Origin of the sequence: uncultured Roseibium sp., from assembly GCF_947494555.1 — a bacterium.
GTDB lineage: Bacteria > Pseudomonadota > Alphaproteobacteria > Rhizobiales > Stappiaceae > Roseibium.
The window spans coordinates 225,295-246,733 of record NZ_CANLVF010000003.1; the positions used below are offsets into that span (position 1 = coordinate 225,295).

Consider the following 21,439-nt stretch of genomic DNA (forward strand, 5'->3'; position numbering starts at 1 on the left):
GACTTGAGGCAAAACTACCGGGCTGGAGTGGCTCCAAGTCAAGTCCGCAGCACAATCGAATTCGCGCAATAGCTTGTCCGGCAAACCGTGCAATCAGAATCAGAAACGGCGCCGGATCAAATCCAGGCGCCGTTTTCTGATTGATTGGAATTTAACTTGGCCGGCTGGGAAAGCCGGCCGGATGTCAGCGCCGGTTGAACGGTAGATCAGCAAGTTCGCGCTGGCTCATGCGTTGGATGGCCGGGTGGGACAGCGGATCGGTCCGGTCGTACCAGGACGGCGAAGTCGTTCTTGTCTGACGGCGCATAAACAGTTTCATCATGAGTTTTAGTCTCCTTATTATTGTTCTTTTCTTCATGGCCAAATTCCTTTTTCTGAATTTAGCTATGCTGTCTATATATGCCCTTTTTTCGCTTATAAAAATCGACTTCTTCTACAATTCGATTTAGAATTTCTAAAATGAAGAACCTGAATCGCATTCACTTATCCGGATTGCGCGCCGTTGAGGCGGTCGCACGGCTCGGCTCGATCAAATCAGCTGCCGGCGAACTCGGCGTGACTGTTGGTGCTGTCAGCCAACAGGTCCAGAAAACGGAAGGCCAGTTGGGCGTTCAGCTGTTCGAGCGCCGGAACCGGCTGCTTCTGCCGACCGCTCACATGCTTGCCATGCAATCGCATCTGACCTCGGCCATGTCGTCGCTGTCGACCGCTATTGCAACCACGGAGCGGGGGCGCGAAGACGCCTTGACGATCTCTGTCGCACCGGTCTTCGCAGGCAAGTGGCTCGTCTGGCATCTTAAAGCCTTCAACAAGGCACATCCGGGAATTCGCGTCCGTGTGGAAGCCACCGTAGATCTGGTTGATCCTGATACAAGCGATGTCGATCTCTGCATCCGTGTCGGACAAGGCCCCTATTCCGGCGTGATTGCGGAAAAGCTGCTCAATCAGCGTGTCTTTCCCGTATGCAGCCCATCGCTGGCCAGGCACGTCAAAGAGCCGGCCGATATCGGCAAGCTGCCGGTGATCAGAGATCCCGGACAAATGTTTTCCTGGAAGACGTGGCTGGACCTCTTTGGCCTCAGTGAGAGCATCCTGCAGGACGGCCCGACCTTTTCCGACGGTTCGCTCTGCCTTGATGCTGCCATTGCGGGCCAGGGCGTTTTTCTCGCCTGGGAGACGCTTGCCGTTTATGCGGTTAAGTCCGGGCAAGTGATTGCCCCGTTCCCGCAACGTCCGGCAACCGGCCTCGGCTACTGGCTGATCAGCGGCAAAACGGCGCCAAAAACCAGAGCGAAACAGTCTTTTGGAGACTGGCTGAAGAAGGAGATGCAGGCGTCCATCGGGCGCCCCAAGGGTGCTGATGTGATGGAGGTCTAGAGGGTGCGTCCCTCATTGGTCATGCCCCATACCATCGAGAAATCAATCCACGCCACCAACCCGCAGAGGCTTTAGCGGCGGGCGGTGCCCAGTTACGCATCCCGACATAGGTCAAAAATTCTCTGGAAACGAATGGATCCCCGATCAAGTCGGGGATGACAAACAAATGTTGTCCCGTCTTTGGAACTACGGTGTTTCAACCCGATGAGAGCCGCAAAGTGCGTCGCGGAAGAAGGTGGTTCGCTCAGGACCCTTTTTCTCAGCGAACAAGGCAGTGCCGGTTAGAATCTAGACCTGGGCGTCGACAACCGGCTTGGCCAAAGCATTCCGCCTCGTCTTTCCCCTTGCCATCTCCCGGCACTTCGGTACATTGACGCCCATGATTGAGCGCACCGCACATCACTATTGTTCAGGCCACGCCGCATTGACGATACGTCTGCGTGCCGTTGCCGTGCGTGTTCCCGAGCTGCAGGGCCCTGCCTGCGGACGATTTATGCGCTGAGGCGCCGGGTCTATCACTTTAAAATTCGGACGCTTTTCCATTCACTGGGGGCTCACGCAATAATGCGCTTGAGGCCGTGGCATTCGACGCCATTATTCGCTAAAAGACCCCGACTTCTCATTCCGCGCGCCCAGCGCGCACCGACGACCGAGCACGCATGTCCAATCTCGATACACTAGAATCCGATCTCCTGACGGCCATTGACGGGGCTGAAAACGAAACCGCCCTTGAAGAGATCCGGGTCCACGCCCTTGGCAAAAAGGGCAAGATATCCGAGCAGATGAAAACGCTCGGCAAAATGACGCCGGAAGAACGCCAGGTCATGGGCCCTGCCCTGAACGGGTTGAAATCCAAAATCACCGACGCGATCACCGCCCGCAAGGACATTCTGGCAGAGGTGGCGCTGGAACAACGGCTTGCCGGTGAAAAGGTTGATGTCACCCTGCCGCTGCGGCCCTCCCCGGCCGATACCGGACGTATTCACCCGGTCAGCCAGGTCATAGACGAGCTCACCGCGATATTCGCGGATATGGGCTTTTCGATCGCGGAAGGCCCGGACATTGAAACGGATGAGCTGAACTTCACCGCGCTGAATTTCCCTGAAGGCCATCCGGCGCGCGAAATGCACGACACGTTCTTCTTCAATGAAAAGGAAGACGGCGACCGCCTCTTGCTGAGAACCCATACCTCGCCGGTCCAGATCCGCACGATGCGCACCCAGGAACCTCCGATCCGGGTGATCATTCCGGGCCGTACGTATCGTTGCGACAGCGATCAGACCCACACACCGATGTTCCATCAGGTTGAGGGGCTGGTCATCGACAAGGAAAGCCATTTCGGGCACCTGAAATGGGTGCTTCTGGAATTCTGCAAGGCGTTTTTCGAAGTCGATGACATCAAGATGCGTTTCCGTCCAAGCTTCTTCCCGTTCACTGAACCGTCGATGGAAGTCGATGTTCAGTGCGACAGATCCGGCGGCGAAGTGAAGATCGGTCAGGGTGAAGACTGGCTGGAAATCCTCGGCTGCGGCATGGTGCATCCCAATGTGATCCGTAATTGCGGTCTCGATCCGGACGTCTACCAGGGCTTTGCCTGGGGAATGGGGATCGACCGTATTGCGATGCTGAAATACGGCATGCCGGATCTGAGAGCATTTTTCGACGCGGATATGCGCTGGATCCAGCACTACGGCTTCCGCCCACTCGACCTGCCGACCTTGTTCGGTGGCCTGTCCAACTAATCTCACGGATCTGGGGGCGCCCTTTGATGTCATTGCTGACCCGAATTTATCTCATCTCTGCCATGCTGATAGCCGCTGTCCTGCCGGCGGCAGCCCAGACAACGGACAGAGACGAACGTGTCCCGACGCCGACATCCTTCATGGAAGCCTGCGCGGAGAAAATCGAGTCGCGCGGTCGCCTGAGGTTTTGCGACACATATTTCCGCGACAAGCTCGGTACGGAAGCGGACGCTTTGCTTTACCTGCGCGACAGGATCACCACCCTGCGCGCCAATCACGAACTCAGCTCTGCCGAGAAATATCAGAGCTTCCTGCAGGCAATCTACATTGTCGCCTTTTTGACGATTGCCTCGATCGTGCTGATCGCCAGCGACCGCCGCATAGGCGGAACCGCCAAATGGGCCGGCCTCACAAGCACAGCCGCCCTGCTCGTCATGGTGATCATCGTGGCGATGGGCTGGCTTGGCAAATACCGGGCGGAATACTCCGCCCAGGTTGAACTCGGGATCCTGCGGGACCGGATCGAGGCCGAGGCTGCCCAGTCTATTGCCACCAACCAGCAGATCACGCCGGACATGGTGCGCCGCTGGACAGGCGAATTCGGGGAAATCGGCCGTCGCTTTGCCGAAAGCTACGGCAACGCGACCGTACTGCCCGAAGTGGACCGCTTCGGCAACTGACGGCGTCACCTGACAGGATTCGCGGCCCGAACGCGCCGCCAAGCGATAAAGAGTTATTGAGATGAAATTCACCCTTTCCTGGCTCAAGGAGCATCTGGAAACCGACGCAACGCTGGACGATATTGTCGAAACTCTCACCATGGTCGGGCTCGAGGTCGAAGACGTTACCAATCGTGCCGACAGGCTGAAACCGTTCCGGATCGCACGGGTTCTGGAAGCTGAACAGCATCCGAACGCAGACAGGCTGCGCGTGCTCAAGGTGGATACGGGCGAAGGCGAGCCGGTTCAGATCGTATGCGGTGCGCCCAACGCGAGAGCAGGCCTTGTTGGCGTACTCGGCAATCCTGGCGACTACATTCCCGGTCTCGACATCACGCTCTCCGTCGGCAAAATCCGCGATGTCGAAAGTTTCGGCATGATGTGTTCGGAACGGGAGCTTGAGCTCTCCGACGAGCATGACGGCATTATCGACTTGCCGGAGGATGCTCCGGTTGGCGTCAATTACGCAGAATGGGCGGGTCTGGACGAGCCGGTTATCGAAATCGGCCTGACGCCGAACCGTCCGGACTGCACGGGCGTCTACGGGATTGCCCGCGACCTGGCGGCTGCCGGACTCGGCAAGCTGAAGGAACGCTCGCCTGAGCAGATCCGCGGAAGCTATCCGTGTCCGGTCACCGTTTCCCTCGATTTCGGCGACACCAAACCGATGTGCAAGGCCTTCGGGCTCAGACTTGTCAGGGGCGTGAAAAACGGGCCTTCGCCGAAATGGCTCCAGGACCGCCTGATTGCAATCGGTCTGCGGCCCATCAATATTCTGGTCGACATCACCAACTACATCACGTTCGATCAGGGCCGCCCGCTTCATGTCTTCGACGCGGATAAAACTCACGGCAACCTTGTCGTGCGGCGCGGTACGTCCGGTGAGACAATCGAGGGCCTGAACGGAAAGTCCTACGAGATCGACGAAACAGTCTGCGTGATTGCGGATGACAACGGCGTTGAAAGCCTTGGCGGCATCCTGGGCGGCGAACCATCCGGATGTACGGAGGATACGGTCAACGTGTTGATCGAATCCGCTCTTTGGGACGAAGACGACATTGCCGCGACAGGCCGGAAACTTGGTGTCAATACGGATGCCCGATACCGGTTTGAGCGCGGGGTCGATCCCGATTACATGATGCCAGGCCTGGAATACGCAACGCGCATGGTGCTGGACCTGTGCGGTGGAGAGGCGTCGGAAACCACTCAGGCGGGACGCGTTCCCGACAGCAGTAACATCATCGATTTTCCCTATTCGGAGATCCGGCGCCTGTCGGGTGTCGAAGTGTCCCAGGCGGAAGCAAATCTGACCCTGAAGTCGCTTGGCTTCTGGATTTCCGGGGCGGGGGAGACGGTCAGGGTAGCTGCACCGAGCTGGCGCCCGGACATCGAGGGCAAAGCAGACCTGGTCGAGGAAATCGTCAGGATCATTGGTCTCGACCGTGTTCCGCTGACGCCGTTGCCACGCACCGGGACTGTCGGCCAGAAGGTTCTCACGACAGGACAGATCCGGCGCAACAAGGCTCGCCGTGCCCTTGCCGCACGCGGGTTCAACGAAGCGGTGACGTGGTCCTTCATCTCCAAGCCACAAGCGGAGCTCTTCGGTGGCGGAGGTGCGGCACTCGCCCTTGCCAACCCGATTTCCCACGAGATGTCGGACATGCGCCCCAGCCTGTTGCCAGGGCTTTTGATGGCGGCGCAGCGCAATGCCGATCGCGGCTTTGGCGATGTCGCCCTCTTCGAGATCGGCCAGATTTTCCGGGATGACAGTCCGGAGGGGCAGAAAATGGTTGCCGCAGGCGTGCGCCGGGGCACGGCCAAGCTCCTGGGCTCCGGGCGTCATTGGTCCGGGTCTTCAGCCCACGTGGATGTCTACGACGCCAAGGCCGACGCTGAAGCGGCACTGGCGGCAATCGGTGCACCCGTCGACCGGCTTCAGGTCTACACCGATGCGCCGTCAACCTTCCATCCGGGCCGGTCGGGCTCCCTGAAACTTGGCCCGAAAAACACACTTGCCGTCTTTGGCGAAGTGCATCCGCGCACTCTGGCAGATCTTGATATTGATGGCCCGCTCGTTGCGTTCGAAATCGACCTGGACGCCTTGCCGCAACCGAAGAAAAGGGGCGGTGGCTCGAAAGGCGCACTTAATGCCAGCCATCTCATGCCGGTCCGGCGCGACTTCGCGTTTCTGGTTGGCAAGGACGTAACGGCCGAGACCCTTCTCAAATCGGCAAGAGGTGCGGAAAAGACACTGATTGCGGAAGTTACCCTGTTCGATATCTATGAAGGGCAAGGCGTTCCGGAAGGCCAGAAATCCGTCGCAATTGACGTGCTGCTGCAGCCGCGTCAAAAGACGTTGACGGACGAGGAAATCGATGCGGTCGCCCGGAAAATCATCGCCAATGTCGAGAAAGCGACAGGCGGAACGCTCAGGGGATAGTCAAGACCTGCGATGAATGGGACTGCGCAGCGTCAATTATTGCTGCTGCGCGGATCCACGCAAATCTGCACCGGACACTTGGGTTGGTCCTTTGTCGGAACATTCGTTGTCCGCAGCGTCTGATTCGAAAAACAACTGTTCCGGCTCGACACATAACGGTCGAACCTTACGTCACCCGACTTCAGGTTGATCGCGCCGAATCTCTTGATCAGATCGTGAGTCTGTTCGCAGGTCAGCTGGACCGTGTTGGGCTGGCGCCGGGTCTGTGCATCTGCGGGCTGAGTACATAGGATAAACAGAACCGAACACAAACCGGCTGCGACCGAAGGCCCTGCAATTTTCAGTTGCTTCATTGTATTGTTCCCGCCCGTCGCAAGACCAGTTCTGTATTCTCAGGCATTTGTTCGTAATATCTTAGGTCCGGCATCGAGAAGTAGGCAATCCTTGTTTCATAAATGTGAAACGGTTCTGAACGGCGACTGCTTCCAAACAGATCGGCGCAAGTCATACACCGTTGGAAGCTTGTATCCGTTTTTAGCGAAAAAATCTTGATCAAGAGATAATTTTGGTTAGCGGAAGTTCCGGCTCCTGAAGCACCTGTTGCCGACCGGGCATTTCGGGTTGTCCTTGGTCGCGGCAAATTTGGGACGCATCATGTTCGTTTCAGGCAGGCAATAGCGCACATCGGAAATAAACCTGTCGAATGTCGACGGACCGGTGGTCATCACCACGCTGCCGCGCTGTTTCACCAGAGACTGCGCCTGCGCACAGGTAAGTTGGCGCGTGTCGGGACGCGCGGACTGCGCCTGGAGGGATGATTGACCGGACAGGAACAGCGCGATCGCGATCGGGACCAGGGCAATGCCCGACCGCACAGAAACACCTTTTGCCATTTACCCGCTCCTACTGGTTGCCGCAGAGATCAAATTCCGGTGTCCCGCTATGCCGACAACTTCGTTAGACGGCAATCGCTCTTTAACAGAGTAGGCCTAGTTGTTGAACCTGAGAATGTTAGGATCAATACAGACCCGGACCCGGCAACGCTTGACGTCTTTCGTCGGGACCCACTGGTTCCGCGCCACTTCGCCGTGCTGACAGAAATTCTTTGTATAGACATATCTGTCGAACGTGTACTGACCGGTACTCATGACAACTGCGCCGTTTTGCTCGATCAACGACTGGACCTGCGAACAGGACATGGCCCGGGTGTCGGGCCGGCGCGACTGAGCGTCTGCGGGATGAAAAGAAACAAACACCACTGCAGCGGACCCGAGTGCCAGAAGCATCAAGTTACCTGTCCCGCCGCCGGTTTTTTTTGTGAAAACGGTCATATGCAACATCCAAGCGTGGTTGCCCCCGTATCCACCATGGCACCCCGACCGCGTGTGTCAAGCAACACGGCGGTGTCCAGCTGAGACGCCATTTTCAACCAACTTGAGTGGCCCTGCAAAAAGTACGGATGTCGCAAGCCTCAGAATCGGCTAGTGTTTTTTGCCAATCCCGCAGGATGACTTGATGACCGACATTCAGGCAACAAAAGGCCCCCTCGTCACGCTCGGCAACCCTTACGAGGCCAGTGAACAGGAGCGCTGCGCGCGTCTCAGGGAGATCATCGTCGGCATCCCGCATATCATGACCATACTCCTGACGGTTCGCGACCTTCAGCTCCCCGATGCCTGGCTGGTGTCCGGCGGGATCTACCAGACTGTCTGGAACGTCATCACGGATCGACCGCTTTTGCACGGCATCAAAGATTTCGATGTCATTTATTTCGATGGCCGCGATCCGTCTTACGAGGCTGAAGACAGGGTGATCAAGCAAGTGGAAGCTGCACTTCCTGATCTTGCAGCGCTGCTGGAAGTCCGCAACCAGGCGCGCGTGCATCTTTGGTATGAAAAGAAGTTCGGCCGTCCCTATCGCCCGCTTGACTGTTCCATGGACGCCTTGACGACCTATGCCGCGCGAACCCACGCAGTCGCGCTACGGATGGACGAACATGGCGAACCTGTTGTTCACGCACCATTCGGACTGGCGAACCTTTTCGCGATGCGGCTGGTGCCGAACTACGCCCAGATGAACCCGGAAACCTATGCCGAAAAGGCCGGGAGGATGAAAGCCTCGTGGCCGGAGTTGGAGATCATTCCCTGGGAACAAGATTGCCGGTAAGCTGATACCTTAGCGTGCGCCTTCGCTGAACGCACAATGAAATACGGTCTAGTAAATATCTTTTCGATCATAAACTGCTAGCCATTTTCCTGATGGTTTTTTCAACCCCGCATATCTGGCTTCAAATGCTTTTTGCGAGTATTCAAACTGAAATAAGCCACGCCGGGGTAGCTCCTCATTAATGTCTAGAAAGTAGGTAACAAAACCCCCTTTGAAAAGGTACTCAGGAATCGAGCTTATTTCGTTCATGTGTGACAAGTCTTTGGCAATACTCTGGAAGTCCCCCGATAAAAAAACGGCCGCTTCAATTCCTGTCATTAGATCTTTCCTTATGTGAAAGGAATTCACATCGCCTAATGTACCGAGAAATGGTGTGGTTTTAAAAGTTACATACATCTCTAAATTTTGAATATTATGGTCGGTTATTAATATTCGACCCGGCTTCTTAGTAGTAGATGTCATAGTAAGATTGTCTTCCAACTTTATTTTCTTGTAACCCTTTCCACTCAGCACCTTGGTAGTGGGACGAACATATTTCGTCAAAAAATCTTGCGTATTCAATTCGTTAGAAAACGTTTGTGTGAGCCCTTCCATCGGAATTTCGAAGTCTGGGAAAACGTCGAAAGTAACGCTCAATTCAGAAATCTGCATCTCCAAGTGCAGTAAAGGTAGACTTAGATTGATATCAGTTTCCGTTTCTGCGGCATTTGAAAACTCAAACAAGTCAATCCCTAGTCGTTTCGCTTTCTGGATTGCACCACTTTGAAATCCGGAACGAGCTACAATAACACCTTTGTTGTAACCAAGGTCGTTTAGCTTTGAAGAGAGTGCATCAACGTGCAAGATTGGCACTCTATTTTGATGATCTTTACACTCAATTATTGTTCTATAGTGCCCTCCAAGATATTCATGCTCAATTGTAATGTCACACTGGCGCGCTCCGTCTGGTCCGCTAACCTTGTCATCAAGCGTTATTTTAGCATGCTCACCAAATCGACTTGACAATCTTTGATAGTATTCATGAATACTTTTCTCAAACTCCTTACCTGAATTCATTATTGGCTCTCCTCAATAGAGCGCTAACTTCAATTTTGTTTTACTACCGGAATACGACTTTCACTTACAACGATGACATCGTTACTCAGGAAAACAATTTTTGAGAGTTTTTCCAAGCTGGCAGATGTAAGTGTAACTGCTTAGATCCACATGGCGAGTAGGCTGCGCAGCGATTGCACTACTTCTTTTAGTTGCAATCAGAAACGTGATCACATTCACACGTTGATTTTCTTCTAGCCAACCTGCCGCGCGACATTCAGATCTGCCTGTTCCCGTTGTTCGACCGTTTCTGTCCAGGCCGCAGACAACAAGCGGCCCTTGACCAAACCTCTTACCGAGTTACCGACATAGATTTCGTCCGCGTTTTCCAGATCGGCTGCCGTCAGATCAGCTTCAACGGCAAGACCGCATTCCAGCAGAGCTGCGCGGAAAGTCCCCGGCAAGACGCCATGACGAAGGGCCGGCGTCACAAGAACACCGTCTTTTTTCAAAAACAGCGACATATAGCTGCCTTCGGTCAGAAAGCCCTCTTCGTTCTGAAACAACACTTCCTGGCATCCGGTCTCCGCCTGGTACCGGGTGCGCGTGTCATCGTAAAAGGCGCGGTTTGTGGTCTTGTGAAAGAGAAACCGGTCCGTTGCGCAGGTTCTTTCCTGCGCCAGGACAAGATTGAAGACGGTGTTCTGGTCGACCGGCGTAAGATCGGTCGATGTGATCGAGACACCACCGTCCGCGTTCAAGAGAAGCCGTACACGGCGCGGTCCCGTGAATTCCTTGGCCTTTTGCTGCAAGGCATCACGAACACCGGGCAAATCGATCCGGAATCCGAGATAAACTGCCGATTTCTGCAATCTTTGCAGGTGCCGCTCAAACAGCAGATATCCTTCTGCCGGATCAAACGCCATCGTTTCGATCAGCTCGTAATCCGGCATATCTTCCGTCATGAACTTCAGCTTGAGAATGCACTCGTCATATTCGGGCGCCGCGCCGGAATCGAACACGACCCCGGAACCTGTTCCCGCTTCGCCTGTTCCGCCGTCTCGCAGCACGAGCGTTCGAATTGCAACATTCAGGCGGAAATCGCCACCCGGTGCCAGATATCCGATGGATCCGGTATAGACGCCTCGCGGGCCGCTCTCCAGATCATGCGCGATCTGCATTGCGCTCAATTTCGGCGCACCTGTAATCGACCCGCACGGAAACAGATGCTCAACAATACTGGCGAAGCCGATGCTTTCGGGAACACGTGCCTCGACCGTCGACGTCATCTGATGAAGGCTTCTGTAACGTTCCACATCACACAGTTTCGTCACCCTGACCGATCCCGTCTCGGCGATACGCGACAGATCGTTGCGCATGAGATCGACAATCATGGTGTTTTCCGAACGTTGCTTGGGATCGTTCGCAAGTTCCCTGGCAATGCGGGTGTCTTCCGAGGCATACCGGCCGCGCGGGGCCGTGCCTTTCATCGGCCGGGTACGCAGCAGTGTTCCCGTACGTTCCAGAAACAGTTCAGGAGACAGTGAAAGGACCGTGCGGTCCTCCATCTGGATGTAGGCGGCGAATTCGACTGGTTGCCGACGCATCAGATCCAGAAAGAGGTGCTCCGGCGCACCTTCGTGGGAAAGCGCAGCGCGAAGTGTCAGGTTAACCTGATAAATGTCCCCTTTGGCCAGGTGAGACTGTACACGCTCGAACGCTTCGCCGTAGGCGGCCCTGCCCATGTCGAATGACGGGACCCGAACGGAGGCATCACCGGCAGGGCTGGAGGTTTCAAGAAGCGTGCGCGCGGCTTCAAGCGAAAGGTTGCGTGCGCTGTCATAAACACCAAACCAGAGAAGCGGTTCGGCCGTGGCTTCAAACCGCATCCTGAGTTTTTTCTCAAAGGCATACCCGAACTCATAGGCCAGGTATCCCGCAGCGTATCTGCCTTCCTGCTGCACTTGCTCCAGCCGCTGAAGGCAGCCGTCGACGTCTTCCAGTTTCGTGCACGTGATGATTTCGCGCGGTGCTTCGAAAAGTAAGGCGGAGCGCTGCTTCAGAAGATCCAAAAGCAGAATTGATCCGGACTTTAGCGCGCTTAAAGACATTTTTTGCCGATTTCCGAGTGAGACAGACCCATCGACCCAATTGTGCCCTGAGTCCGGTGGCTCAAATCGCTCATGACATCCAAGCGACATCAGGTCAAGTTTTCTCTCCGCAGAACAAAAAAATGGCCGGCTGAAGAACAGCCGGCCAGGTCAATTCCAGACGTCTTTCTTAAATCCTTATGCGGCGGCAACGTCATGCAGGAAGGTATCGATCGACCGGCGCATTTCAGACGTTTCCGCGTCAAGAACTTCGGTCGTTTCAGCCATGGAGGACGCCGATTGGCTCGTGCGCTCAACCGATTCCCTGACGCTGCCAATGTTCTCGGCCACGCGTCCGGTCCCGTCCGCGGCCTCTGCGACATTGCGCGAGATTTCCTGCGTTGCCGCGCCCTGTTCGTCGACGGCGGCTGCGATCGCCGCCGTGTAACTGTTGACCTCGTCCATGGTTGCCGCAATTTCACCGATGGATTCCACCGCGTCCTTGGTTTCGGCCTGGATCGCTGAAATCTGTGCGCCGATTTCCTCCGTTGCCTTGGATGTCTGCGTCGCCAGTTCCTTCACCTCCGAAGCAACAACCGCAAACCCCTTTCCGGCCTCGCCCGCTCGCGCGGCTTCGATCGTCGCATTCAGGGCGAGCAGATTGGTCTGTTCGGCGATTGCCTGGATCAGCGTGACAACCTCGCCAATGCGATTGGCCGCTTCGGCCAGACCGGCAACTTTCCGGTTGCTTGTCTGGGCGTTTTCCGTCGCCTTGACGACGATCCCGGTGGTCTGTTCGACCTGGCGTGAGATCTCGGCAATCGAGGACGACAGTTCCTCGGCCGCCGACGCAACCATCTGAACGTTAGAGGAGGCGGTTTCAGATGCGTCGGAGACGGACACGGCACGTCCTGTGGTATCCTGCGCAACCGCACCCAGTTCCTCGGCCGAGCCGCGCATTTCGCCAACTTTCACGCTGACACCGTCGAGCTTTGCCGCGATCTCGTTCTGGAATTCAGAAATCCGGCCGGCAATCACTGACTGCTTCTCACGCTCCAGTTCGGTGTGCCGGGAGTTTTCTTCCTGCAGGTGAATTGCCTCTTCCTGTGCTCTCTCGGCCTCTTCACGTGCCTGATCTGAGGCGTTGAACGCCGTGGCCAGCGAGTTCGTCATCCACCAGAGTGCTGCAACTTCCGCAATGAGAACCACCGCGTGGAACACCACACGTGCGAAGTCGCCACCATTGGGAAAGACAGCCCAGGGCATAATGAAATTGAGCGCCAGGTGGTGAACCGCGACAACAGCTGCGTAGGCAACCAGCGCACGCCAGTCCACCCAGCTTGCCAGGATCGCCAGCACTGCGAAGAAATACATGTGACCGTCGATCTGGAAGGAGTTTTCACCTCCAGGGGTCGCAAGCGAGGCTACGAAAAGCGCCACAAGGCCGGCCAGCGACATCGCGGTCGCCAGTCGCGTTTCAACACCAGATCCGAACTTCATCCAGGTAAATGTCGCAGCAGCTGCAATTGCTAGCGCAGCACCGGCAACGATCACAAACGACACATTGCCGACAAGCCAGGCAGTGACCGCAACCAGGCCGACATTGAACCAAGTGAAGTAAATCACGATCTTGCAAAACCGTTCCCGGAAACAGTCCAGTCCCGATGCCCCCGCACTCATTTCACTCATATTGACTTCTCCAATGAGACGCCAGACAAACGCGCGCAAGCCATTGCGATCACGCTTGAGGCGACAAAACCGGCCCCTGCCTCGTAGAGCCGGTTGATAAATTGCTGGTCGGTGGATTCCGTGAGGGCTACCCAGGACCCGTTGTTGACGAAAATGATCGGGCCTTCGGCGTGCGCAACAACCTCCAGGGCGGACTTGCCCCAGGGCATGGCAAACACGGCAACGGGCCCCTTGCCGCCAGGCGTCAGAGACGCGACCAGGACGAGCACGCAGCATCCCAGGAAATAAGCAGCCGCAAAAATCTTTGCGGAACGGTTCATTGCATCCACCCTCAGAACGCCCTTCTTCGTCCTGAGGATCGCGCTTTAATTTTAATAAAAACTGAACTGACGGTGCGGAATGCAGGAATAAAAAGCCCGAACCTGCAATCTAGTCATAGTTGCAGGGCGCAAGCACGTGTATTTAGGCAAAGAAATTAGAAAAATTTACAAGGCACCGTATGCCATGACACGCTGAAAGTGTGCTTTGGCAAAGGCAAAGCCCTGCAATTCGCAGTTGCGTCAGGCCGCCGGGCCAAGACCGGTCGGGCACGCCACTCCTGTTCCAGCGATGCCGCAATAGCCGGCCGGATTCTTCGCAAGGTATTGCTGGTGATAGTCCTCGGCGAAATAGAACGTATCCAGCTCCCGGATTTCAGTGGTAATGGCGGACGTGACCCCACCCGCAGACAGCGCCGCCTGATAGGCGTTTTTGGTGCGCTCTACGAGCGCCAGGTCATCGGACGAGTTGACGTAGATCGCCGATCGGTACTGCGTTCCAGTGTCGTTGCCTTGACGCATGCCCTGTGTCGGGTCGTGATTTTCCCAGAACACTTTCAACAGGTCTTCCAGGCTGACCACCGCTGGATCATAGGCAACAAGCACGGCCTCTGTATGTCCGGTCCTGCCCGTGCAGGTCTCGTGATAGGTGGGGTTTTCGGTGTAACCGCCCGCATAACCGACGGCTGTCACGTAAACGCCTGAGATCTGCCAGAACAGGCGTTCGGCTCCCCAGAAGCATCCCATGCCGAAAAGAACGGTTTTCGTTCCCTCCGGATAGGGCCCGGCAAGCGGCTTGCCGTTTACGAAATGCGGTTCAGACGGCACGATTGCGTTTGAGCGTCCGGGCAAGGCATCGTCCTTGCCGGGCAGGGAAAACTTCTTGGTCAACATGGTCATGAAGGACATTGCGGGTCTCCCGTACGGACGACAGTGTCTTGCGAAAGCAGCAAGAGATCACCGTCGCGTCACAAGCTTTACCCGCAATGTGGCGCAGTTGCGCAACTATTCCAAGTGCGATCACGGATGCGTGTTGGGTCTCCGGGTCACGCGAACTGTGGCTGATAACCCCGGCGCCGGGCGCCGAGCCACAGAAATGCCAGGCCCAACGGCGCGAAGACAGCCCAGACAGGCCAGGTCATCAAGGTCAGCAGCACCGGATCCCAAAGGGCCGGATGGACATGCCGTTCGATGGCCGGCTGGAGAATGGGGAACGTGTCGGGAAAGAGACTGAAAAGAAGCTGTCCCAACGGCTGCAATTGCATCTGCGACTGCGCGATTGAGGTACTGGCATCTGAAATTCCTGCAATTATGGCAACGGCAAGCAATCCCAGGCCCGTGAGGCGAAATATAAACTTAAATACACTGATCATTTTGTTACCGGCCTTTTTTATAAAAAACCATTAGTCAATCGAGTTTCACTTGCGTTCGCGCGGCATCCCTTGAAAATCGGGGAAGGCAGCGCTTCCTTAGAGTAATATCGCAAAACCCTTGTTCAATAATTGATATTCAACACATTCTTGTGAGATAGCGCAACCCGGTCCTGACTGCGCCACAACCAGGTTACGCGCGTCGCGCGTGCCGGCGTTGATCCACAGCTTGAAGACAGACAGAAAAAAACCTTTCCAGGCGCTTGCACTTGACCTCTAGCTGAGTATATTGCGCGGCACTCAAGCGGCTCCCGCTTGGAACGGACAGGTGGCCGAGTGGCTGAAGGCGCACGCCTGGAACGCGTGTATACGGGCAACCGTATCGAGGGTTCGAATCCCTCTCTGTCCGCCATTTCCCGCAAATTCGCAAAATACTCGTTACTGCGACTGGACCAAAACAGACGCACTACGCTTCAATTGGTTATCTTTGCAGGTTCCAGCATGTTCAGCGGGCGTTTGCGCCTGTTTGATTGGAGGCTCAGCCGTAAGTCCGCGGTGCGGACAAAACCGACATTTTTAGTGCTGAGCAAATGTCGCATAACTGCAGGCTTCAGAATCATACTGGGACATGGTCCAATAGCGAATTAGTGCTACCACCATTTTTCAGAGGTCGACATTGCAGCGCAGACATTTCTTGAACATTGCGTTGGGCGGTGTGGCTTCGGGTTTCGTACCGTTGGCCCGAGCAGAACAAGCCAAACGCCACGCAAATGGGTTCATTCGAACGAACTGGAGCCTTGACCCCTATAGTCTGGGGTCGTATTCGTTTGTGGCAAAAAACGCGCGAAAAAGTCATCATGCGGCCCTGGGTGAACCTGTCGGAGACCGGCTGTTCTTTGCTGGCGAAGCAACGCGCCCTCAATACAACAGTACTGTACATGCTGCCTATGAATCCGGAATAATCGCGGCGGAGGCAATTTTCGAAACTGATGCGAATACGGTTGGCATTGTCGGCGCGGGCGCAAGCGGTCTTGCTGCCGCAAGTGCCCTCGCTGAGGAAGGATACGATGTCACCGTCCTGGAAGCGCGAAACCGTATTGGCGGCCGGATCTGGACGGATAACCGCCTCGGCACGCCTCTCGACTTGGGTGCAAGCTGGATACATGGCACTGACGGCAATCCCTTGACCGGTCTTGCTGACGCACTTGGTGTCACGACACTGGCGACGTCTGATGACTATGTTGTGCGCGGCGGCGATGGGCGGCGGATTCTTGATGCCGATGTCCCTGACTGGCTTGAAAACGTCTTGTCAGTGCAACACTCCGCCGGCGCCGATAGCAGTGAGATCAACAGTTTGTCTTATTTGCAGGATCTGGATTATGGCGGCGACGAGGTGATCTTGCCCGGCGGTTATGATCAGCTGTTGAGTGCAGTGCCTGACGATATCGACATTCGATTTGGGCATGTCCTGACCAATGTAAAAGTCGAGGAGACCAGCGTCCACCTGCAAGATCAAAGTGGGCGGAACGCGTCGTTTGACGCTGTGATCTTAACATTACCTCTTGGTGTCTTGAAAAAAGGGGCAATAGACTTCTCCCCGCCTTTGCCACGCCGAAAAAGGGAAGCCATTGCCAAACTGGGAATGGGGACCCTGGACAAGGTCTACCTGCGCTACGATGAGGTTTTTTGGGACGCGGACGTCACCTGGATCGCGACACCCGAGAACGGCTTGCCCCAGGGCCAGTTCAATCAATGGTTCAACTTCTATCCATACACCGGCCAACCGGTCATTTTGGCGTTCAACGGCGCGCAGCCGGCGTTGGATTTGTCAAAACTGCCGGATTCCGAGATAGTCAAAAAGGCGCAACAAACGCTGGATCTGGCATATTCCTAGCGTCATCTGCCAGCACTTGTTGAAATGCGGAACTCGCTGATTTGGATGCATGCGGAATGACCGGTATGGAAGCAGTGGCAGACCGGCGGTCTTCCAAGCGACTTCGCTTCCTATCGCGTCACCCCTCCAGGATCCGCCGCAGGGAAACAACAGCTGCAGATGTCCGGTTCTCGACCCCGAGTTTGCCGAATATCCGGTCAAGATGCTTGTTCACCGTTCGCGGGCTCATTTCCAGGATGGCCGCGATTTCCTTGTTCGACTTGCCGTTTGCAATCCAGGTCAGAACTTCGGCTTCGCGTTCAGTCAGATCGAACGATCTACGCAGAATGTCTGAAGGGCCGGCGCCAACCACCTCGGCGACGCGCAGGAGATGTTCGCTTGAGCTGATTTGCCCGGCGTAGCTGAACCTGAGCGACAGACCCGCCATCGCCGCAACGACGTCGTTGTTGCCGAGCGAATTTTTGCCTGTCTCAAGCAGATAACCGCGCAACCAGTCAGTGGCTTCAGCAGGCAGTTGGCCGAACGTTTCCGCATCTCCCTTGCCCGTGCCATCAAGAAGCGCAAGAGCTTGCGGGGTCGCCCAGCAGATCCGGCCGGAAAGATCCACCGAAATCAGAAACCGCCCGGATGCATCCAGTGCGACATGCGCACTGTGGGAATTGCGCGCATTTGAAATGTGCACCCGCAATCTTGCAATGAGTTCCTCCGGGTCGACCGGTTTGGTGACGTAATCAACGCCGCCCGACTCCAGCCCCCTGACGATATGTTCCGTCTGGCTCAAGCCGGTCATGAATAGAACCGGCACGTCGCGGAGGGCGTCAAGCTGTTTGATCTGTTTGCTCGTCTCAAAGCCGTCAAGCTCCGGCATGATCGCATCCATCAGGATGGCGCTCGGGGTAATCCTTGCCGCGATATCCAACGCCTTGCGACCGTCCTGAGCGACCAGCACCGTATAGCCGGCCTCCTCCAGGGCATCTGTCAGCATGCCCAGAGACGCCGGCGCATCATCGACCACGAGAACGGTTTCGCTGGGACTAGGAGCATTCATGATCATGTCCAAGCCTTTCCAGTACCTTGTCGTATTGCGAGAGATCGAATTCGCGTATAAGGCGGCGCATGTGTCCGACAAACTCCGTGGCATTGGGCTCGTGCGCTTCAATGTCATCGAGCTTGGCCCTGATGCCGCGCACATAGCCGAGACTGCTCAATTGCTTCAGCATTTCCAGGCTTTCGACCGAAGGCAGGCTGTCGTCGGGAAACATGCGCTCGGCGGGAGTTGCAGGAAAGTGAAGCTGCGGGCGTGTCTGCAAGGGCGTCGTTCGCCAGACCAGTTTCAGACCCTGTTGCAACTTGTCCTGAAGATCCTGCAAGCGGACAGGCTTAACCAGATAGTCGTCGTGGTAAATCCTGTGCAGCGGATCGCGTCCGCTGTCATCGGCATTCGCCGAGATCATGATGATGAGCGCATCGCTGTGCCCTGTCTCGCGCAGCGTTCTGGCAAGATCCCAACCGTTCATGCCCGGCATGCTGATATCCAGGAGAAAGGCACTGGGTGTTTCGGTTTCGGCCATTTTCAGGCAATCGCCTCCGCTCGCGGCGGTCAGGATCTTGAAGCCTAGAGGACTGAGAAAGTCATGGATCAGGGATCTTTGCGCCGCATCGTCATCAACGACCATGACCGTCTGAACCGCTCCTTCGTAGCCGTGCACATGTTCTTCAGCGGGCGCTGTCCGGGCAGGCGCGTTTGCGGCACTCAACAGGATACGGACCTTGAAGGTGCTTCCGCTGCCCTTTTCGCTCTCGACCTTTATGTCGCCGCCCATGATTTCGCTCAGGAGCTTGGTGATCGTCAGCCCGAGCCCGGTTCCGGGAATGCTCGCCTGCCCTTCTTCCTCTACCCTTTCAAAGGGGTTGAAGATCCGTTTCAGGTTTTCTTCGGCAATACCGATACCCGTATCCACAATCGAAAATTCGGCGACCTGGCTGTGATAGGAGACGATGAGACTGACGCTTCCCTTGTCGGTCCATTTGATCGCGTTCGAAAGCAGGTTGATAAGCACCTGCCGAAGCCGTTTTTCGTCACCAAAGACAAACTCAGGAAGATTGTCCGCGGGAACGAAGGAGAATGTCAGCGCCTTGGCGTCTGTCTGCAGCCGGAACATGTCGACAATCTGTGTCAGGAACTCGTGCAGATTGAAGCGCTCGCGATAGATCGTCAAATGACCCGCCTCGATCTTGGAAATGTCGAGAAGCCCTTCGATCAGGCCCGCCAGATGGTCTGCAGAGTGCTGAATGACCTTCACTGCGTCCCTGCGGTGGGCCGGGATCGTCGGGTCCTTGCGCATGAGCTGAGCGTAACCCGCAATGGCATTCAGCGGCGAGCGCAATTCGTGGCTGATCCCGACAACGTATCTGCTCTTGGCCTGGTTGGCGGCTTCAGCCGCTTCCTTGGCCTTTTGAAGTTTTGCATCCGTTCGCTGGTGCGCCCTGATTTCCTTCATCAAAAGACTGGTCTGGCGCCGCGTCTCCTCGTTGGCGAATTTACGGCTCTCATGAACCAGCACGAACAGCCAGGCCATGACGCCGGAGATGAGAAGCAGGATGAAGAAGACCTGCGTCAACGCCAGGGCGACGCCGTCCGTCCCGGTCGTCGCGGCCTGGGTTCCTGCCTCGACGAAGACAAGGTAGAGAATGCCGCCGAGCGACAGCATCGTGATCAGCATGATGCCGAGATAGATACCGATGCGCGAGCCGAGCCAGTTCGCGGTTTGGGCGGGCAGGAGGGAATGCAACAGCTGGGAAATCTGGTCGCCCCATCGGGCATTTTCCTTGCAGTCGTCTTCGCAGCGCGCATCCAGTGAGCAGCACAGCGAACAGATCGGCCCCGTGTAGACAGGGCAATGTGTCATGTCCTCGTGTTCGAACGTGTGTTCGCAAATGCAGCACTGGATGTTGAGTTTCTTCTCGCCTGTTTTGGAGACGAGTTCGACCGCCTCGCGGGCGATGTAATACCTGCCCCCGGTCGCAAAGGCGATAAGGGGCGCAAGAACGATTGCGGTGAACAAGGCAATGTAGCTGGCCAGCGCGTGTGCCGTCTGTCCGAACCAGCCGGCATAGGCCACAAAGGCGATAACACTTGCCGCGGTCATCGAGCCGAGCCCGACCGGGTTGATATCGTAAAGATGCGCACGCTTGAATTCGATATAGGACGGGCTGAGCCCCAGCGGCTTGTTGATCACAAGATCTGCAAACAGGGCCCCGATCCATGCAACGGCGACGATTGAATAAAGACCGAGTGTACGCTCCAGCGCCTTGTAAACGCCCAGCTCCATCAAGGTCAGCGCAATGACAACATTGAAAACCAGCCAGACCACCCGTCCCGGATGGCTGTGAGTCAGGCGGGAAAAGAAGTTGGACCAGGCGATGGAACCCGCATAGGAATTGGTGACGTTGATCTTGATCTGACAGACAACGACAAAAATGCCGGTCAGCGCGATGGCGACTTCCGGGGTCGTGACCTTGCTGAAGGCGACCAGATACATATGCGTCGGCTCGATGGCCTTCTCCGGCTCCAGGCCGCTCTGAAGTGCAACGACGACCAGGAAGGATCCAAGCAGCAGCTTGAAAACCCCGATTACGATCCATCCGGGCCCGGCGGCCAGGAGCGCGAACCACCAGCTGGCCCGGCGCCCTTGCCGCTGGCGTGGCAGAAAGCGCAGAAAGTCGACCTGCTCGCCTATCTGCGCGATCAGGGAAAACAAGACAGCGCTCGCGGCCCCGAACAGCAGCAGATCGAATTGACCGTCGGCATCTCCGAGCCGTCCCGAAAAGTTCTGCCAGTCTTCCACGGGTGCCAAACCCTGCCAGGCAAGGAAGGCAAACGGAAGTAACTGGAGAATGATCCAGAGCGGTTGCGTATAGACCTGCAGCCGGCTGATCAGGGTGATGCCGTAAATCACCATCGGAATGACGACAAGCGAGCAGATCAGGTATCCGATATTGAGCGGAATCCCCAAGAATAGCTCGAGCGCTGTTGCCATGATTGCCGCTTCCAGCGCAAAGAAAATGAAGGTGAAACTGGCGTAGATGAGCGACGTCACGGTGGAACCGATATAGCCGAAACCTGCGCCGCGGGTGAGGAGGTCGATATCGACACCGTATTTGACGGCGTAATACGAAATCGGCAAACCGGTCACAAAGATGAGCAACCCGACGAACATGATCGCGGGAACTGCATTGGAGAAGCCGTAGTTGTAGGTAATTGCGGCACCGATTGCTTCAAGTGCCAGAAAGGAAATGGCACCAAGTGCCGTGTTTGCGACCCAGACAGGCGACCAACGCCGCGCACTTTTTGCCGTAAAGCGCAGCGCGTAGTCTTCGAAGGTCTGGTTGGCGACCCATTGATTATACGTTCGACGCGAGCGGACGACCCGCTGGTAACCTGCCATGTACCCCGCCTTGCGATCCGGTTTCAATTGGATCCGCTCAGATTTTGTGCATCGCAATCTCGCTACTCACATTCATCGCTCAAACACTCGGCAAATGATGTGAAACAAGGAACAAAACACCTTTCTACCAACCTCGCGCTGCAATTATCGTG

At 56.1% G+C, this 21,439-nt stretch carries 17 protein-coding genes, 1 tRNA gene and 1 pseudogene; 8 read left to right on the forward strand and 11 right to left on the reverse strand.

Translation table 11 applies throughout. The annotated features are described in order from the left end of the window. Nucleotides 1-184: 184 nt before the first annotated feature. A complete protein-coding gene (locus tag Q0915_RS15825) occupies nucleotides 185-322 on the reverse strand; it encodes a hypothetical protein (protein WP_299475353.1) in 138 nt (45 codons plus the stop codon). Nucleotides 323-459: 137 nt separating this feature from the next. On the opposite strand from Q0915_RS15825, the gene Q0915_RS15830 reads away from it, so the two are divergent. The 4 genes from Q0915_RS15830 to pheT all read left to right on the forward strand — a co-directional run bounded on the left by Q0915_RS15830 (nucleotide 460) and on the right by pheT (nucleotide 6,278). Further along, on the forward strand, nucleotides 460-1,377 hold the full coding sequence (locus Q0915_RS15830) for a LysR substrate-binding domain-containing protein (protein ID WP_299475356.1): 918 nt from the start codon (nucleotides 460-462) through the stop codon (nucleotides 1,375-1,377). Nucleotides 1,378-2,036: 659 nt separating this feature from the next. Continuing rightward, nucleotides 2,037-3,119, forward strand: coding sequence for a phenylalanine--tRNA ligase subunit alpha (pheS, locus tag Q0915_RS15835; protein WP_299475359.1), 1,083 nt, complete (start codon nucleotides 2,037-2,039; stop codon nucleotides 3,117-3,119). A 26-nt stretch (nucleotides 3,120-3,145) separates the two neighbouring features. After that, the gene (locus Q0915_RS15840) at nucleotides 3,146-3,799 is read left to right on the forward strand and encodes a phenylalanyl-tRNA synthetase subunit alpha (RefSeq protein WP_299475362.1); all 654 of its coding nucleotides are present in this window, start codon (nucleotides 3,146-3,148) and stop codon (nucleotides 3,797-3,799) included. A gap of 61 nt (nucleotides 3,800-3,860) precedes the next feature. After that, nucleotides 3,861-6,278 carry a phenylalanine--tRNA ligase subunit beta gene (gene pheT / locus Q0915_RS15845; protein WP_299475365.1) on the forward strand — a complete coding sequence of 806 codons (2,418 nt, stop codon included), beginning with the start codon at nucleotides 3,861-3,863 and terminating at the stop codon, nucleotides 6,276-6,278. Nucleotides 6,279-6,847: 569 nt separating this feature from the next. Here the strand turns inward: pheT and Q0915_RS15850 are convergent. Together Q0915_RS15850 and Q0915_RS15855 are read right to left on the reverse strand one after the other, a co-directional pair. Further along, a complete protein-coding gene (locus Q0915_RS15850) occupies nucleotides 6,848-7,171 on the reverse strand; it encodes a hypothetical protein (protein ID WP_299475367.1) in 324 nt (107 codons plus the stop codon). A 96-nt stretch (nucleotides 7,172-7,267) separates the two neighbouring features. Next, nucleotides 7,268-7,609: a hypothetical protein gene (locus Q0915_RS15855; protein ID WP_299475370.1), complete on the reverse strand. Its 342-nt coding sequence runs from the start codon at nucleotides 7,607-7,609 to the stop codon at nucleotides 7,268-7,270. Between the two features lie 184 nt (nucleotides 7,610-7,793). Between Q0915_RS15855 and Q0915_RS15860 the strand changes: the two genes are divergently transcribed. Beyond that, entirely contained in the window at nucleotides 7,794-8,444 is a 651-nt protein-coding gene (locus Q0915_RS15860; RefSeq protein ID WP_299475373.1) for a nucleotidyltransferase family protein, read from the forward strand. A 48-nt stretch (nucleotides 8,445-8,492) separates the two neighbouring features. Here the strand turns inward: Q0915_RS15860 and Q0915_RS15865 are convergent, their stop codons facing one another. The 6 genes from Q0915_RS15865 to Q0915_RS15890 all read right to left on the reverse strand — a co-directional run bounded on the left by Q0915_RS15865 (nucleotide 8,493) and on the right by Q0915_RS15890 (nucleotide 14,948). Then, a complete protein-coding gene (locus Q0915_RS15865) occupies nucleotides 8,493-9,500 on the reverse strand; it encodes a restriction endonuclease (RefSeq protein WP_299475376.1) in 1,008 nt (335 codons plus the stop codon). A 233-nt stretch (nucleotides 9,501-9,733) separates the two neighbouring features. Continuing rightward, entirely contained in the window at nucleotides 9,734-11,590 is a 1,857-nt protein-coding gene (pabB, locus tag Q0915_RS15870) for an aminodeoxychorismate synthase component I (protein WP_299475379.1), read from the reverse strand. A 177-nt stretch (nucleotides 11,591-11,767) separates the two neighbouring features. Further along, nucleotides 11,768-13,258: a methyl-accepting chemotaxis protein gene (locus tag Q0915_RS15875; RefSeq protein ID WP_299475382.1), complete on the reverse strand. Its 1,491-nt coding sequence runs from the start codon at nucleotides 13,256-13,258 to the stop codon at nucleotides 11,768-11,770. Then, nucleotides 13,255-13,578: a hypothetical protein gene (locus Q0915_RS15880; RefSeq protein WP_299475385.1), complete on the reverse strand. Its 324-nt coding sequence runs from the start codon at nucleotides 13,576-13,578 to the stop codon at nucleotides 13,255-13,257. Before Q0915_RS15880 ends, Q0915_RS15875 begins: the two co-directional genes overlap by 4 nt. A gap of 240 nt (nucleotides 13,579-13,818) precedes the next feature. Then, a complete protein-coding gene (msrA, locus tag Q0915_RS15885; protein WP_299475388.1) occupies nucleotides 13,819-14,484 on the reverse strand; it encodes a peptide-methionine (S)-S-oxide reductase MsrA in 666 nt (221 codons plus the stop codon). Between the two features lie 137 nt (nucleotides 14,485-14,621). Then, complete coding sequence (locus Q0915_RS15890; protein ID WP_299475391.1) at nucleotides 14,622-14,948, reverse strand: hypothetical protein; 327 nt, start codon at nucleotides 14,946-14,948, stop codon at nucleotides 14,622-14,624. A 319-nt stretch (nucleotides 14,949-15,267) separates the two neighbouring features. Between Q0915_RS15890 and Q0915_RS15895 the strand changes: the two genes are divergently transcribed. The 3 genes and pseudogenes from Q0915_RS15895 (at nucleotide 15,268) to Q0915_RS15900 (ending at nucleotide 16,839) form a co-directional block, all read left to right on the forward strand. Continuing rightward, nucleotides 15,268-15,357, forward strand: a tRNA-Ser gene (locus tag Q0915_RS15895). Between the two features lie 303 nt (nucleotides 15,358-15,660). Further along, a pseudogene (locus tag Q0915_RS32110) lies at nucleotides 15,661-15,918 on the forward strand (FAD-dependent oxidoreductase); the annotation flags it as partial. A gap of 33 nt (nucleotides 15,919-15,951) precedes the next feature. Continuing rightward, nucleotides 15,952-16,839: an FAD-dependent oxidoreductase gene (locus tag Q0915_RS15900; protein ID WP_366525299.1), complete on the forward strand. Its 888-nt coding sequence runs from the start codon at nucleotides 15,952-15,954 to the stop codon at nucleotides 16,837-16,839. A gap of 118 nt (nucleotides 16,840-16,957) precedes the next feature. Here Q0915_RS15900 and Q0915_RS15905 read toward each other — a convergent pair whose 3' ends face one another. Beyond that, nucleotides 16,958-17,887 (reverse strand): DNA-binding response regulator, encoded by a 930-nt coding sequence (locus Q0915_RS15905; protein ID WP_299475397.1) that lies wholly within the window; start codon nucleotides 17,885-17,887, stop codon nucleotides 16,958-16,960. Next, nucleotides 17,874-21,287, reverse strand: a complete 3,414-nt coding sequence (locus tag Q0915_RS15910) for an ATP-binding protein (protein WP_299475400.1) — start codon at nucleotides 21,285-21,287, stop codon at nucleotides 17,874-17,876. Before Q0915_RS15910 ends, Q0915_RS15905 begins: the two co-directional genes overlap by 14 nt. Between the last annotated feature and the right edge of the window lie 152 nt (nucleotides 21,288-21,439).